The 15612-nt window shown below is 42.5% G+C and carries 13 protein-coding genes; 6 read left to right on the top strand and 7 right to left on the bottom strand.

Annotated elements, in window-relative coordinates:
- Positions 1-5 precede the first annotated feature (5 nt).
- Positions 6-653, bottom strand: coding sequence for a TetR/AcrR family transcriptional regulator (locus tag CXF83_RS22360; RefSeq protein WP_101089571.1), 648 nt, complete (start codon positions 651-653; stop codon positions 6-8).
- A gap of 121 nt (positions 654-774) precedes the next feature.
- Between CXF83_RS22360 and CXF83_RS22365 the strand changes: the two genes are divergently transcribed.
- Positions 775-1662 carry a LysR family transcriptional regulator gene (locus CXF83_RS22365; protein WP_101089572.1) on the top strand — a complete coding sequence of 296 codons (888 nt, stop codon included), beginning with the start codon at positions 775-777 and terminating at the stop codon, positions 1660-1662.
- A 91-nt stretch (positions 1663-1753) separates the two neighbouring features.
- Here CXF83_RS22365 and CXF83_RS22370 read toward each other — a convergent pair whose 3' ends face one another.
- The 4 genes from CXF83_RS22370 to CXF83_RS22385 all read right to left on the bottom strand — a co-directional run bounded on the left by CXF83_RS22370 (position 1754) and on the right by CXF83_RS22385 (position 6511).
- Complete coding sequence (locus CXF83_RS22370) at positions 1754-2860, bottom strand: hypothetical protein (protein WP_101089573.1); 1107 nt, start codon at positions 2858-2860, stop codon at positions 1754-1756.
- 118 nt (positions 2861-2978) lie between these two features.
- Positions 2979-4223, bottom strand: a complete 1245-nt coding sequence (locus CXF83_RS22920) for a hypothetical protein (protein WP_101089574.1) — start codon at positions 4221-4223, stop codon at positions 2979-2981.
- Between the two features lie 385 nt (positions 4224-4608).
- Positions 4609-4962, bottom strand: coding sequence for a cytochrome c3 family protein (locus CXF83_RS22380; protein WP_101098066.1), 354 nt, complete (start codon positions 4960-4962; stop codon positions 4609-4611).
- 28 nt (positions 4963-4990) lie between these two features.
- The gene (locus CXF83_RS22385) at positions 4991-6511 is read right to left on the bottom strand and encodes a flavocytochrome c (protein WP_101098067.1); all 1521 of its coding nucleotides are present in this window, start codon (positions 6509-6511) and stop codon (positions 4991-4993) included.
- 455 nt (positions 6512-6966) lie between these two features.
- Here CXF83_RS22385 and CXF83_RS22390 point away from each other — a divergent pair, with 455 nt between their 5' ends.
- The gene (locus CXF83_RS22390; RefSeq protein ID WP_101089208.1) at positions 6967-7899 is read left to right on the top strand and encodes a LysR family transcriptional regulator; all 933 of its coding nucleotides are present in this window, start codon (positions 6967-6969) and stop codon (positions 7897-7899) included.
- 87 nt (positions 7900-7986) lie between these two features.
- Here the strand turns inward: CXF83_RS22390 and acuI are convergent, their stop codons facing one another.
- Complete coding sequence (acuI, locus tag CXF83_RS22395) at positions 7987-8967, bottom strand: acrylyl-CoA reductase (NADPH) (RefSeq protein ID WP_101089207.1); 981 nt, start codon at positions 8965-8967, stop codon at positions 7987-7989.
- Between the two features lie 247 nt (positions 8968-9214).
- Here acuI and exaC point away from each other — a divergent pair, with 247 nt between their 5' ends.
- The 3 genes from exaC to CXF83_RS22410 all read left to right on the top strand — a co-directional run bounded on the left by exaC (position 9215) and on the right by CXF83_RS22410 (position 13391).
- Positions 9215-10735, top strand: a complete 1521-nt coding sequence (gene exaC, locus CXF83_RS22400; protein ID WP_101089206.1) for an acetaldehyde dehydrogenase ExaC — start codon at positions 9215-9217, stop codon at positions 10733-10735.
- Between the two features lie 219 nt (positions 10736-10954).
- Positions 10955-12514: a YjjI family glycine radical enzyme gene (locus CXF83_RS22405; RefSeq protein ID WP_101089205.1), complete on the top strand. Its 1560-nt coding sequence runs from the start codon at positions 10955-10957 to the stop codon at positions 12512-12514.
- Complete coding sequence (locus CXF83_RS22410; protein WP_232775179.1) at positions 12480-13391, top strand: YjjW family glycine radical enzyme activase; 912 nt, start codon at positions 12480-12482, stop codon at positions 13389-13391. Before CXF83_RS22405 ends, CXF83_RS22410 begins: the two co-directional genes overlap by 35 nt.
- Before the next feature lie 9 nt (positions 13392-13400).
- On the opposite strand, the gene CXF83_RS22415 is transcribed toward CXF83_RS22410, so the two are convergent.
- Positions 13401-14342, bottom strand: coding sequence for a LysR family transcriptional regulator (locus CXF83_RS22415; protein WP_101089204.1), 942 nt, complete (start codon positions 14340-14342; stop codon positions 13401-13403).
- Positions 14343-14577: 235 nt separating this feature from the next.
- Between CXF83_RS22415 and trmL the strand changes: the two genes are divergently transcribed.
- On the top strand, positions 14578-15039 hold the full coding sequence (gene trmL / locus CXF83_RS22420) for a tRNA (uridine(34)/cytosine(34)/5-carboxymethylaminomethyluridine(34)-2'-O)-methyltransferase TrmL (protein WP_101089203.1): 462 nt from the start codon (positions 14578-14580) through the stop codon (positions 15037-15039).
- Positions 15040-15612: the final 573 nt, after the last annotated feature.

Below are 15612 nucleotides of genomic sequence, written 5' to 3' on the forward strand. Positions count from 1 at the left end.
ATGGACTATGCCGCGCTTGCGGTCGCTTCTAATGACGCAAGCCAGTTTATATAGTCGCTCAGCTTGGGGATCCGCTTATCTGAGTGTCCCATTAATTGTGCCAATGCGTAACTAAACTGATGGTATAAGTTAGCGTCATTGTAGTGCTTACCCGCATCATCACAATTAATATGTGCGCCGCGTAAATAATTGGCCACCAGCTCTGCTCGATTAAAACCTTCAACAATACCAACGGCTTTTATTAACTGACGATTCCATTCAATATAGTCGCCATAAGCTTGTCCAAAAGCACAACGATTATCGTCAGTTGCTTGCTCAAGGAGTTCAGAATTTGGCATCACTCTCGAAATAATAAAACGATTATATAAGAGATCGTCACGTATACCCCAGCAATGGTGCATCAAAAAGCGCGTTAAACAGTCTTGATATTGGCTTTCGTCGATAGCGGCTCTTTCTAAACGCTTCTTAAAGTGTGCCGTCGCCACCGTCACCATTAAATCCGCTTCACTTGGAAAATGATTATAGATTGTACCTTTAGAGATCTGACTAGCTTCAACCAAATGAGAACGCCGTAAGTCAAAACTTTTATGGCCACGCAGGCATCGCTCCGCAACGTCAGTTAAGTAGCTTTCTCGTTGTTGCCAATTACTCATGTCGACCTCTTCACGAATCTAACAATTAGTTTAAATAAACTTCACATTCATAACATAGCAGCCTAGGACTTACGGCGGTATTGAGTAATACTGATACCACTATGAATAAACTCAATAGCCCATGTTAAAAATTGAATTGTTAGAAAGCTTTATTGCGGTAGCTGAATGTGGAAACCTTTCCAAGGCGGCGGATAAACTCTGCCGCACACAATCAACCATTAGCTTACAAATCAAGAAGTTAGAGGAAAGCGTAGGTCAACCTTTGTTACTCAGAGACAACAAAGGTGTCACGCTAACTGAGTCTGGTAAGACGTTACTTAACTACGCTTATAAGATGATGCAACTCAGCTCACAAGCACTTGATGAACTAAAGGATTGTCAAAACCGTGAAGTGATACGACTAGGTGTGCCGACAGATTACATCAACCGTTATCTCGGCAGTTGTTTGCTGGAGTTTATTCGCGAGTTTACTTGCATCGAGCTAGTCATCGATACCGACGTGAGTGGTAATCTTTATAAGCGACTGCACAACGGTGAATTCGATGTCATTGTTGCGACTCACTGGCAAGCACCTGCAGCCGGTCATGGTGAACTGCTATTTGAACGTCGTTTTCATTGGGTTGCGGCAAAAGAGGGCAATGCCCATAAACGGGAAACCGTGCCTATGGCTTTGTATCCTGAAAACTGCCCCATTCGCGCACAGGTTTTTGCCAACCATAGAATATCCATGCGCCCGATGAGTGTATTACTATCAACCCCATCGCCAGCGGCAATATGTATGGCGGTCGAAAATGACTTAGTGATCGCTCCCGTCGCCGAATTTCGAATTAGTGACAAGATGCAAATTATCGATCCTATTAAACACAATATCCCACCACTGCCGATTTTCAATGAGTCCTTGTATCTCAATCCAGAGACACAAACTGAGGCCACAAATCAATTAATTAACTTAATAAAAGCCAATGTAACTGACTTGGGTGAAGTCACTCAAACTGTCAATCCCAGTTAACCACGGCTTCAAATCTGTTAAACAAAAAATGCCAACAATATTGTTGGCATTTTTTTATGTTTTTAAACTAACCTCTACAGTGAGTAAGCCACTAGAAGTAGTAAGCGAAGTTGATATTAAATCGTTGATCCCAATCGTCATCAGCTTGGGTTAAGCCTAAGCTGTTGCCACCCAACCATAAGACGTTTTTAGCCATATAATAGTCAACATAAACAAAGACTGGACCATATGCTAATGACACACCCGTGGTATTTAGCAATGAATCATCAAACGCTTCAACATCTGGCTGTACCATACTAAAGTCATTATAGAGCGTGTAGCTTCCCCATGAAGTTGTGATGTTTTTTGATAAGTTAGCGGTATAGATATTACCTTTGCTAGCAACTTCAAAAAACCCATCTAACATGCCCATACCAATCTTATTCGGATCAATTTGACCATCGTCATATTGATCATAATCATAAGCTAAATATTGTGCTTGAAGGCCCCATCCGTCATAACTCATATCAAGGTGTGCAGCATAATTAAGAGTATCGCCATTTTCACCAAACGCTGAGTTATAGAGTTGTCCGTACTCAAGTGATGCACCCACTATCGTAATCAATTCCCCATTCGTAAGCGTAAAGCTTTGACGAGCCGCTAAAGTATTAGCTTCTTCGTTATTATAACTCGTACCATCAACCGTGCCTTTAGCTACCGTACCCGCAAAATCTCGATGATCACTGCCGCCATATACCGCATTCTTAATAAAGGCGAACTCTGTTAGTGAACGACCATTTTGATATTTTGCCGCAACACCAACACCATAATCGTCTTCAAAGCCCAAATAGTAGTTTAAGCTATACCACCAGTTATGCGATGCGTAGCCCTTATTACCAAAAGGTTTATTGATAACGCCGCCGCTAACCGTTAAGTCTTCATTGACATCCCAATAAGCATAACCATATTTTAAGAAATCATAACCTTGATAAAACCGATATTCAGCTTTAACGCCAATATCATTCCATTTGTCTGAAAAAGTAACGGATAATAAGTTAAAGTCGAGATCACCAATTTTATCTTTTGACGATTCAGAATAATCACTATAACTGTAATTAGCACGAACTGAACCACCAACTTTTAAATCATCAGCAACTGCAAAGTTACTCGTAATAGCTACCAGCGCCGAAAAAGTCAGCGCTATATTTAGCTTGCTCATCGAATACGTCCTTTTATTTAAAAAATAATATAGTGTTAAAAAATTAATTGAGAGGGTTATATCTACAGTGGGATTAAATTAATAGGCAATAGATTTTATCTATCGCCATATTAAATCACTACCATTTGATTTTGGTTAAATCACACTGAATAACTTCGCCACGTTTAGCCGGTGTTCCCGGATTTTCAGCTGATTCGCACAGCAAAGTTGTGCCATAGTCATTACGCTTGTCATTCGCGTTACTTCTGGCCCAGACTGATACGATAGCGCGCTCTTCAGGCTTAGCTTCGCAACTACCGTCAACATCAAATGCATGGATAGTATTCTGGTGGAAGTAGATCAATGGATCTTGTTCGCTGCTACCTGATAACCACATAGTTTGTGAATTATGCTGACCTTCATCAAATTGCACTCGACGTATTTTGTCATCCTCTTTTACGGTTGTAACAAGAGGTGAATCTTCACGGATAGCCATTGTTTTGAACTGATTGGTACAAGCTGGCACACGCATGTTGTAGTACATCTCAGAGATTGCGTGATTATGGAACGGATACAAGGTATCAACAGATTGTACTGTCATACCCACTTCTGCACCGACCTTTTCGCCATTAATTTCATCAATACGTAATAAGCCCCAATGACCAAATATTTCAGCGTATGCATAACCACCACGAATATTGTTAAAGTTCTTATCGTTACGCTTACTTTCTTCTGCGTACATAGGGAACCAACCCGCCGCAGCCCATAGGTTGGGTAACGCGTTAGCACTAATGTCATAAGGAAATACCGCAGGCATTTTGACTTCATCACCCGTCACCATCTTGTAAAAATTATCGGTAAAACTCTTACCTAACTTTTTCACTTCAGGGTTAGTGACCTTCTCTTTAAAAAAGGTCTCAAAAGTAGTGCGATTCAGCCATTTCGCCACGGGAGAGTTTTCCGTTAGCTCACCACCTGGATTGTAGATCCAAGCAACGTCTTCACGTGCACCAAAGCACTTTTTTGCTTCATCAGCGTTATTAATCACCTGATAGATGTTTTTCACCATCAACTTCATATCACGCCTATCCATCAAGCACATACGTTGACCGCCCTCTGTCGAGTCAATCATAGCCGAGTCCGAATTAAGGCAACCGCTTGTTTGATCGTTGGTCAGTGCAATAGCGTAAGCTTTTAGATAGGTTAAAGTCTCATCCCATAGAATATCGACATACTTTTGGTCATCAGCAGAATATTTTGCTTGCTCAGCTAAACAACTAAACTTTGCCGACTTAATCTCATTAGCATCTAAGAAATCTGGAATCTCAGCTGCCGCGACACTATTGGACAGAAGCAAAGCTCCCAATACTATTTTACAGTTCATACATCACCATTATTGTTTAATTATATAATATAAAACTCCGCGTAATATTATATTTGGAATCATTTCCAAAAATGATTAAACCACAAACTTTTATCAAAAAAATCATCATCTGTATCACATAACCAAAATATGATGACAAAATTTAATTGTATTAATTAAATTAGAACTTAATCAATAAAACTTTACTAATAGTAATAGATGTATATCCACACAAATAAAAAGCCCCGCAATAAAATTGCGAGGCTAATATTAACTTATAGAAACTTGCAGGGATCTTATAAATTTTATTTCAATAAAAAAGGCCATTACTGAGTAGCATGGCCTGATCCTAATGATTAGGATAATTGAGATGAAACGCCACTCATCACAATGAGTGGTTTACCGTTTACTCTTTAAATTTATCAAACTTAAAAGTATGGCAGTTACTGCATAATGGCTTTTTAGATGTATGCTCGCCATGACACTCTTGGCAAGGTAACTCTTTACCGTAATGCAGGTTGTTATGTGGATTCTGCCACTTATCTTCTTCGTTACGCGCTGTTTGCTCTGCCAAGTCATCTACATCATGACACTGCAAACATGCTTGATCTGATGGAAACTGTTTGATGCCATTGTCGTGGCATGTTTTACAGTCTTTACCGATCACTTCTTTATGGTGGTCTCGCACCTCTACTGCTTGTGCAGATAGAGTTAACAGGCAACCCAATGTTAGCGCTAATACCGCTTTAAATTTACTCATCACTCATTCCTTTTATTATCTGGTAAATTTAGGCTTTCATGACGCTGCGTGCAGCTGTCATACCCATCACCATGCATTCCGGAATTGAGCAACTACCTAAACGGCTCACACCATGAATACCACCACAGACTTCACCGGCTGCATATAGACCAGAGATAGACTGACCTGTGAAGCTGTCTTTCACTTCGGCTTTAGTATTGACCTGTACACCACCTTGGCAATAATGCACTTTTGGCCATAGTCTTACGACGGTGAATGGCGCTTGGATAAACTTATCTTTAGCCTTAGTCATATTCTTACCGAACTGCTTGTCATCACCAGACTTAACGTATTCGTTATACTCTGCGATCTGAGCTTTCAGCGCTGTAAGTGGCACTTCAAAATGTTTGGCTAGTTCTTCAACTGAATCAAACTTCCAACCGACGTTGTACTTGATTACTTTCTTAGTATTCGGATGCTTTTTAGAATCCTTATAGCTAGTGATCAAGATTGGAGGCAGTGCGTTACCCTTTTCATCACGGCAACTTAGCTCAGCATCAGCACGCGTCTTACGGTCAGCAATTTCGTTCATGAAACGCTTACCCGTTAGACGGTTTACCGCCATTGAATGAGGGAAATTGTAGATAGAATAGTTAGACACATAACCGAATCCACCTTCATCAGGTGACGCCCAAGGGCCAGATTGAATGTGCGCTAAATGTACAGGGATGGCGCCTAAGCGGAACATCTCATACATACCTTCGCCCGTAGCACCGGGGGCGTTAGTACAACCCACTTCAGCTGTTAGCGTTGGATCTTGCGCCATACGTAAATCAACGTTCTGGGCAAAGCCACCTGTTGCCATAATCACGCCGCGCTTGGCACGGATATTAATCACTTTACCTGGCTGATCTTCTTCAAAGTGATAGTTTTCGCGCATTTTAACGCCAACAACTTCGCCTTGTTCACCCACTAAGAAACCTTCGAACTTAGCGCGGTTATGAGTATGAACACCGAGTTTACGACATTCATTAAGTAGCGGTTGAGTAATACCAGCACCACAACTGACGGTAGTTTGATAAGTACGTGCTACCGAGTGACCACCTAACTGCTGCAGATAAGGATGGAATTCAGAGCCTGCATCTAATGTCATTTGCAGTGCTTCTACTGCATGCGAAGCCACGTGACGAAGTAAAGCTTCATCAGCGATACCACGGCCAGATTTAAGCTGATCTGCGACCATGCGGTCAACTGAATCTTGAACGCCTTCAGTTTTTTGCATTGGCGTACCAGGCGCAGCAAACAAACCACCATTAATGGCTGAGTTACCGCCAAAGTACGACATTTTTTCAAAAATATGTACGTCTTTTGCGCCTTTGCGTGTGGCTTCAATTGCCGCCGCTAACCCCGAAAAACCGGAACCAATAATAAGGACTTCAACTTCTTTGTCCCATTTAACGCCATCCGCTTTCTCAGAAATGGCCATTGCTGGTGCAGCCATTGCGACACCTGCTGCAGCTCCCATTCCCTTAATGAAATTGCGGCGTCCTAGCAGATCTTTATTGCTCATCTGTCATCACCCTATAGTTTTATTAGACGCAACAATGATATGACTGGAACCAGTTCCAAAACGAGAGTTAAGCAGAGCTTTATTTAAAACATTATGACAACATTTAGAAACTCAAGCTTAGATCTAATGTTTAAGATTTTTACTACTTTTGAGGTATTTTGGAATTAATTCCAAACAATGCACCAGCACTAATTATCAATCAATAAAACCAATGTAGCTCTGACTTTCCGAGCTTTTATTTGCTTTATACCATTAGGTGGAAATTAACAAAAATAACAATGTCACCACAACAATTATAATAAGCTCTCTGAAGTTGATTTATTGTAACCAGTGTCCATTTTTGGTCCCTAACACTCAAAAAGTTTTTCTATATGGTATAGAAAAATGTTGAGCGGCAGGCTTCTATGTCATCATGAGTCCATACTATTAAACCAACCGCTTGCTTCAGGGAAGTTATGGAATTAGAAGATATCTACCGCCAAGACCTAAGCTTATTAATCGCTCTGCAAATTTTGGTTGAAGAGCGCAGCGTGACTCAGGCTGCTAAGCGATTACACTTAAGTCAATCAGCGACAAGCCGCATTCTTGCTCGTCTACGAGAGATGCTCGACGATCCACTATTTTCCCGTGTTGGCCAACATCTTGTACCAACCCAGTTTGCACTCGATTGCTACCAGCAGTTACAACAACCGACTGGGCAACTCATTAGCTTATTAACCCCAAAAGCATTTGTTCCGTTTGATTGTGAACAACAGTTTTCTATCGCTGCAACAGATTATGCAATGCAAGCTTTAGTGCCTTTTATTCTGCCGAACATTTATCAACAGGCACCTAAAATTAGACTTGAGATACTACCGGTTCAGCATAACGAGCTGCAGGCGCAGCTCAGCGTGAAAGGCGCCGATATGGCAATCTGCCGCGCTATAGGTCAAACCGGACAGTTGCAGTACACCTTTCTGGGTAAAGTCGGCGTTAGCTGTTTACTATCACCCCATCATCCATTGGCAGATGCCGAGATCACCCTAGATGACTATCTGCATTACCCTCACGCAACCATTGCTATTAGTGATGGAGTAAAAGCGTTGCTCGATGATGAAATTAGCCAATATCCCGCGCGCACTGAACTGCTGAGGACACCGCATCTTGATACCGCCTTAGCCTTGCAATCAATCAACCCATTAATTATTACGTTACCTGAAGGCATGGCAGAAATAGCAGCCCTGCGCCATGGGCTAAAAGTTAAGCCTCTACCTTTTAAGTTACCCAGTTTAGATTACAACTTGTTCTGGCACTCTCGCAGTGAGCAAGATAAAGCGCAGCAATGGTTACGTAATGAGGTTATTACTGTGACTCAAAATTTGTTAAGTCAGTCTCCGCAGAACTGTTAATTCCACGAATTAAAGCAGGATTAATACAAAAAATAGACACAAAAAAGCCCAGTTATTTGCTGGGCTTTCTGACGTCATTAACAATGATTAAAGCTTAACAAGGACTCGACCTGTGACTTGGCCTTTAATGATGCGTTGTGCAAATTCAGGTACCTGTTCAAGCGCAATAGTCTCGCAGGCATCTTGATAATAACTTGCGGGGAGTAACTTAAGTACCTCCTCCCAAGCTGCTTGGCGTTTTTCAAATGGGCAAGATACAGAATCAACACCGAGCAAGTTTACCCCACGAAGGATAAATGGCATCACGGTCGTTGGCAGTGCAAAACCACCAGCAAGACCACAAATTGCTGCTGCACCACCATATTTCATTTGTGCTAATGCTGTCGCTAAGATTTTGTTACCTACAGTATCAACAACACCCGCCCAACGCTGCTTCTCTAGAGGTCTTGAGTCAACTTCAAGCTCGCTACGCTCTATTACTTCGCTAGCACCTAACTTAGTCAATAGAGGGCCATTCTGCTCAATACGCCCAGAGCTTGCCACTACGCGGTAACCTAATTGCGATAGTAAGGTCACTGCAACACTGCCGACACCACCACTAGCGCCGGTGACGAGTACATCACCATCGCTTGGCTTAATTCCAGCTTGCTGCAATGCTTGTACGCATAACATTGCCGTTAAACCAGCCGTACCTATTTGCATCGCTTTTGCTGCATCGCAATTTGTAGGCATAGGAACTAACCAATCCGCATTCACGCGGGCTTTCTCTGCTAAGCCGCCCCAGTGATTTTCACCTACGCCCCAGCCCGTTAAAATGACCTTGTCACCCGCTTTATAACGCTCGTCACTTGATTCAAGCACCGTACCTGCAAAGTCGATACCAGGCACCATAGGAAAATTACGGATAATTCTACCAACACCAGTAACCGCTAAACCATCTTTGTAGTTCAGTGATGAACATGCAACAGCGACTAATACCTCACCTTCAGGCAGATCTGTCTCTGAGATTTGACGAACATTAGCTTGGGTAAGCTTTTCTTCTTGGGTCAAAACAAGCGCGTTAAACATGACAAGTTCCTATTTAAACTGATGAGAGAAGCATAGGCCATAAACATCTATGACTGAAGTGCATATTTTGCATAGAAATAATGCACTGGATGCATAGAGGTATAACCACCTCATATTGATTAGTGTATAGAGCAATAATATAGCTAAATTGTCCCACAATAAACGACTCGACTTTATTCCTATATCCTCGCTTTTACTTTGCTACTACACTGAGTTATCGCATAAAAAACATACGAAGGATATAAGTATGATATATAGCAAACCAGGAACACCTGACGCCATCATTAATTTCAAATCACAGTATCAAAATTTTATTGGTGGTGAATGGGTTAAACCCGTCAATGGTGTCTATTTTGATAACCCTTCACCCGTCGACGGAAAAGTATTCTGTCAGATCCCACGCTCAGATACTAACGATATAGAGCTGGCACTTGATGCCGCCCACAAAGCCAAAGAGAGCTGGGGCAAAACGTCGGTCACCGAGCGTGCTAATATTCTATTGCGTGTTGCTGATCGTATTGAACAAAATATAGAGCTCCTCGCTATAGCCGAGACTTGGGATAATGGTAAAGCAGTACGTGAAACGTTAGCGGCCGATCTCCCTTTAGTTGTCGACCATTTCCGCTATTTTGCGGGGTGTATTCGAGCCCAAGAAGGCAGCGCTGCAGATATTGATGCCAATACTGTAAGTTATCATTTTCCTGAGCCATTAGGCGTTGTCGGCCAAATTATTCCTTGGAACTTTCCTATTTTGATGGCTGCATGGAAAGTTGCCCCCGCATTAGCCGCGGGTAATTGCGTGGTATTAAAACCTGCCGAGCAAACCCCGGCCTCGATTTTAGTGATGCTTGAGTTAATTGAAGACCTGCTCCCTAAAGGTGTGCTCAATGTGGTAAATGGTTTTGGCAACGAAGCGGGTCAGGCACTAGCTACCAGTAGTCGAATCGCTAAACTGGCCTTCACTGGCTCGACTGAAGTGGGTCATCATATTTTGAAATGTGCGGCTGAGTCGTTGATCCCATCAACGGTTGAGCTGGGTGGTAAGTCTCCGAATGTCTATTTTGCTGATGTAATGGATCATGAGGATGCGTATCTCGATAAAGCCGTAGAAGGCATGTTACTGGCCTTCTTTAACCAAGGTGAAGTATGCACTTGTCCGTCACGAGCACTGATCCACGAGTCGATTTATGACAAGTTTATTGCCAAAGTCATTGAGCGCTGCAAAACCATTAAACAAAGCAACCCACTCGATACTGAAACGCAAGTGGGCGCTCAAGCATCACAAGAGCAATTTGATAAAATTCTCAGCTATCTGCAAATAGGTAAAGATGAAGGTGCTGAGGTATTGGTTGGTGGCGATCTCTGTAAGCTTGAAGGTGAACATAGCCAAGGTTTTTACATTCGCCCTACCATCTTAAAGGGCACTAATAATATGCGGATCTTCCAAGAAGAAATTTTTGGCCCCGTCATTTCAGTCACCACCTTTAAGGATGAAGCTGAAGCATTGGCCATCGCAAATGATACTCCGTATGGCCTTGGCGCGGGTGTATGGACACGCGATATGAATACCGCTCAACGAATGGGACGCGGTATTCAAGCGGGTCGAGTATGGATAAACTGTTATCACGCTTATCCTGCTCACGCTGCATTTGGAGGCTATAAGAGGTCAGGTATTGGTCGTGAGACTCATAAAATGATGCTAGATCATTACCAAAATACCAAGAATCTACTCATTAGCTACGATGTTAATCCACTAGGTTTCTTTTAGATAACATCAGTATCTTAGCAACATCTAAAGCCAAATGTAGTTCGCGATTTCACCGCCGCTATATTTGGCTTTCTATTTATCTCTCTATTTCTCTGTAAAATCGAGATCTACCCCGCTGAATTTCCATAATGGAAATACCACCTTGCCTGCTTTTCACTATAAGAATCTAGCTAATAGGCCTTAATATATTACCCATACAATATTAATGGATATTACGCCATGGCGATTCAAGAACGACTTTCCCAGATCACCCGCGACCTAAATCTTTCTCCAAAGCAAAAATCTAACTTTTTAGCACTAGAAGCAGATTCTAGTTTGCCATATGTAGCGGTGTCGGAAGACGTAACACAAGCCATGGATTCGGGTATTATCTGCGACATGTTCGAAGGCCATGCACCATTTAAACCACGATATGTTTTGCCCGATTATGCCAAATACTTACAACAAGGCTCTGAATACTTAGAGTTAAGCCCAGCACAAGACTTAGATGAAGCACTTAATGCACTCACCATCCTTTACCACCATGTCCCCTCAGTAACTAATATTCCGGTGTATCTAGGTCAACTGGATGAGGTTTTGCTGCCATTCTGCCAAGGGATCGATACTGAGAACCTATACCGCAAACTAAAGCTATTTTGGATCATGCTAGATCGCACCCTTCCTGACGCCTTTATGCACGTGAACATAGGCCCAACGGATAACATTGTCTGCCGCACAATTTTAAGGATCGACGCAGAGCTTAAACAAATTGCACCCAATCTTACGTTTATGTACGATCCACAAGTGACTCCCGATGAACTACTACACATTGCCGCGAGCAATATTTGTGAGTGCAGTAAACCGCATATAGCCAACTATCCAATGCACGCCAATAGCTATGATAAAAAAGGCTTTGGCATTGTTAGCTGTTATAACTCACTGCCACTGGCTGGCGGTGCTAACACCTTGGTAAGACTTAATCTAAAAGAGATTGCCCTAAGATCTAATGACATCAGTGATTTCTTTGACAATACGTTGCCGCAATACTGCCAGCTAACCTATGAGCTAATTAATGCCCGTTGTCAGTATCTGCATGAAGAATCTAACTTTTTCAACAGTTTTTTAGTCAAAGAGGGGCTAATTGAAGAGTCACGCTTTGCACCTATGTTCGGAATTTATGGCATGGCTGAAGCCGTGAATATTCTGCAAGGTAATCCAGAGCTAACTGAATCTCATACAGAGAAACCAAGCCCTCACTACGGTCACCATCAAGCGGCGAATAAGCTTGGTCATAAAATATCCAAAGCACTGGATACCATCGTCAAATCAACTCCAGTTGACTATGGCTATAACGGCCGTGCGTTACTGCACTCTCAAGGCGGTATTAGTCTAGATAAAGATGTCACTCCCGGTGTGCGTATTCCCTATGGTACCGAGCCAAACCCAATAGCTCACATCAAAGCACTGGCGGAACATCATCAATATTATACTTCTGGGATCAGCGACATTCTCACGATTGATGAAACGGTTAAATCGAATCCACAAGCCATGTTCCAACTCTGTAAAGGCGCATTAAACTTAGGTTTTCGCGAGTTTACCGCTAACGTCGCCTCTAACGATTTGGTTCGTGTAACAGGCTACATGATTAAACTGTCAGACATTGCTCGTTTTAAAGAGGCGGGTTCACGCACTAATACCACAGGTTTAGGAGCAGAGGCGGCAATAAATACTAAGATCCTTGAGCGTCAACCACGTGTTGTTGCTCATGAAAATGCTCCAAGCTACGCGAAGTCGCATTAACTTGGATAGAGTCGCAACAGTTAATCAAATCATTCCTTTCTCTTGTGTAGATGGGCCTGGTAGCAGGCTTGTTATCTTTCTACAGGGATGTAATTTTAACTGTAAAAATTGCCACAATCCTCACACCATAGACTGGTGTGATAGTTGTGGCGATTGCGTACCAACCTGCCCAGCAAAAGCCCTCACACTGATTACAGATGATAATAAAAGTCAGGTGGTTTGGGACCAACAATTATGCACCCAATGCGACATCTGTCTATCCGTTTGCCCCAAACAATCAACGCCAAAAACACTGCGTTATAGTGTCGATGAACTACTCACTCTTATCCGCGCTCAAATGCACTTTATTAATGGTGTCACCATCAGTGGGGGGGAAGCCAGTTTGCAGCTGCCCTTTATTATTGCATTATTTCGAGAGATGCAGTTGAGCAAGGATTTAGCACACCTAAGCTGCATGATAGACAGTAACGGCAGTCTAAGCCTAAATGGTTGGCAACAAGTATTACCCTTTATACAAGGTGCCATGATTGATCTTAAATCTTGGCAACAAGACACCCACCGCTATATTACCGGTCGGAATAACCATCGTGTTTTTAGCGCATTGAAGCTGCTTGCCGAACAGGGGAAATTGTATGAGGTCCGTTTACTGCACATTCCAGAGGTCAGTGACTTCGATAGCGAAATCGATGCTGTGGCGAGCTATCTAGCCCAACTGCCGGTAGCTGTACGAATCAAGCTAAATGCATTTCAGCATCACGGGGTTACAGGCGACGCATTAATGTGGCCAAGTTGCACTGAGGCGCAAATTCAACAACTCGCAAATGCACTTGCTCGACGCGGCGTGAATAATCTCATTTTACCCACTCTATACCGATAGAAATGCTTTTCATTCACGTGACTGAAACTGCTGCCGAGTAAAATCGACTAGCTGCTCATAGAACCAACGATGTGCAGGATCCTTCATACTCTGCTTGTGCCACACCAAGCTATACGCAACCTCTCCGTAATCAAGCGGTAGTGCTTTAGTCACTAGGCCTCTAGCCTGAATGGCATTTTCGGCCCAACGGCGTGAACAAGTAAATAACAGCTCACTGTGATGACACATTAGGGCCGCACTACCAAAGTCTGCCACCGACAAAGGCACTGCTCGATTTAGAGCCTGCTGGGCCAACTTCATCTCGAAAAAAGGTCTATTCAGATCTGTATCGCTAATACCTATATGACTATATCCAAGATAGTCATCAATAGAGATATGATGTTGATTGGCTAAAGGGTGATTAGGATTCATTAAACACACCATCTCGTCATTTATTAATGTCTCCCACACCAATTCATGCTGCGCAATGGGCGGCTGGCTTCGGTCATGGGGCAGCACTATAAAATCTAAACTGCCTTTAACTAACCCCTCAAAACCGACACTGTCTTTAGCAAAGATGTCGAGTCGAATATTAGGGGCTAACAACAGGACATGTGCCGTTAGTTTAGCAGCAAGTAGCTCAAAGGTACTTTCTCGCATCGCCAAGGAAAATCGACCTTTATAGGCCGCAGGGCTGAAAGCCTCTTGGGTCACTAATAGGTTCATATCACTGATAATTTGGTGGACATTTGGACCTAAACGGCGTGCCAAAGGGGTTGCTACAAGCTTGTTTCCATGCCGATAAAACAGATCATCATCAAGACTTTGCCGTAGTTGACTTAGCGTTTTACTCACTGACGAGGGGCTTAAGCATAATCGTTCCGCACTCGCAGTTACGCTTAGCGTATCTAGCATGACATGCAAGGTGATCAGATGCTTCATACTGATCCGTGAAAGTTTAGCGAGATCCATTACAATGCTCATAGGTAACCAGTGTATCTATCTACTCAAATATAGAGATAAATAGCTTAAGAGGATATCTGCATTTCTCATATTCACGGGCCACTTCACGCTACACTGCTATTTTCCGCTACCCACTTTTTGCCGTATAATGAATTATTCATTAAGTAATGATCAAATAAGAGCTTTCATGCTCTCCATTACAGATTAAAATAATCTCAGCTCATACATTTTTAGGCAGGCCAGCATGTTTCATATAGCGCTTTACGAACCCGAAATAGCCCCTAACACCGGTAATATAATCAGATTAATCGCTAATAATGGCTGCAAACTGCACTTAATTGAGCCTTTGGGCTTTGATTTAGAAGATAAAAAGCTGCGCCGCGCCGGGCTAGATTATGCAGATTTGGCTAATGTAATTCATCATAAAAACTTCGAGTCTTTTCTCGAAGCAATGCAAGGCAAGCGAATTATGGCTTGTACGACCAAAGGCAGTCGCCCACATTCAGAACTCAGCTTTAAACAAGATGATGTGTTGTTATTTGGTCCAGAAACCAGAGGCTTACCTGCTGATATAATAGACTCAATTCCGACTGAACAACGTTTGCGTATTCCTATGATGTCGACGAGTCGCAGCCTTAATCTTTCAAATGCGGTTGCTATCATCAGCTATGAAGCTTGGCGACAACTCGATTACCAAGGCTCATAACAGCTCAGAGCACTTTAAATCAGCCGATGTCATATCTGCAAAATAACCACTAGACTTAGCAATGGTTGCTACTTGATATGAACTAATAATACGATAGAGCCTCTATTTTTAGGTTTTATCGTATCTAGGCCAACCTCAAATAAACCTCGCATCGTAATCACAATTATCGCCATGTAAAAATACTGTTGGAATATAAATACATAGTGCCTCTAAAAGTCATTCATTAACTTGGCCTAAATAAAGACTTAGCCAATCTATAAAACCACTGGTCACCTCGCATCTGAACGTATCAATATGAACTAATCTCAAAATTTATGAGACATCATTACTGAGGTTTTAGGATCAAGCAACGTTTAGGCTGCTGAAGGCTTCGGGCTCCGACGAGAACATCGTTTCGTAAAGCTAAAACTAAAACTATTTTAATACGCTATCTATTCGATACTGTTTTCCCATCAACAGGACGACTCAATCTGTGGTTGCACCATCTATAAATATGAACCTAATGAGACCATTTAAACTGGTAGAAGTGACTCGTCAACAATTCCACAATACTTGTATGCCGCTGGATCAGCT

This window comes from Shewanella sp. Choline-02u-19, from assembly GCF_002836205.1.
GTDB lineage: Bacteria > Pseudomonadota > Gammaproteobacteria > Enterobacterales > Shewanellaceae > Shewanella.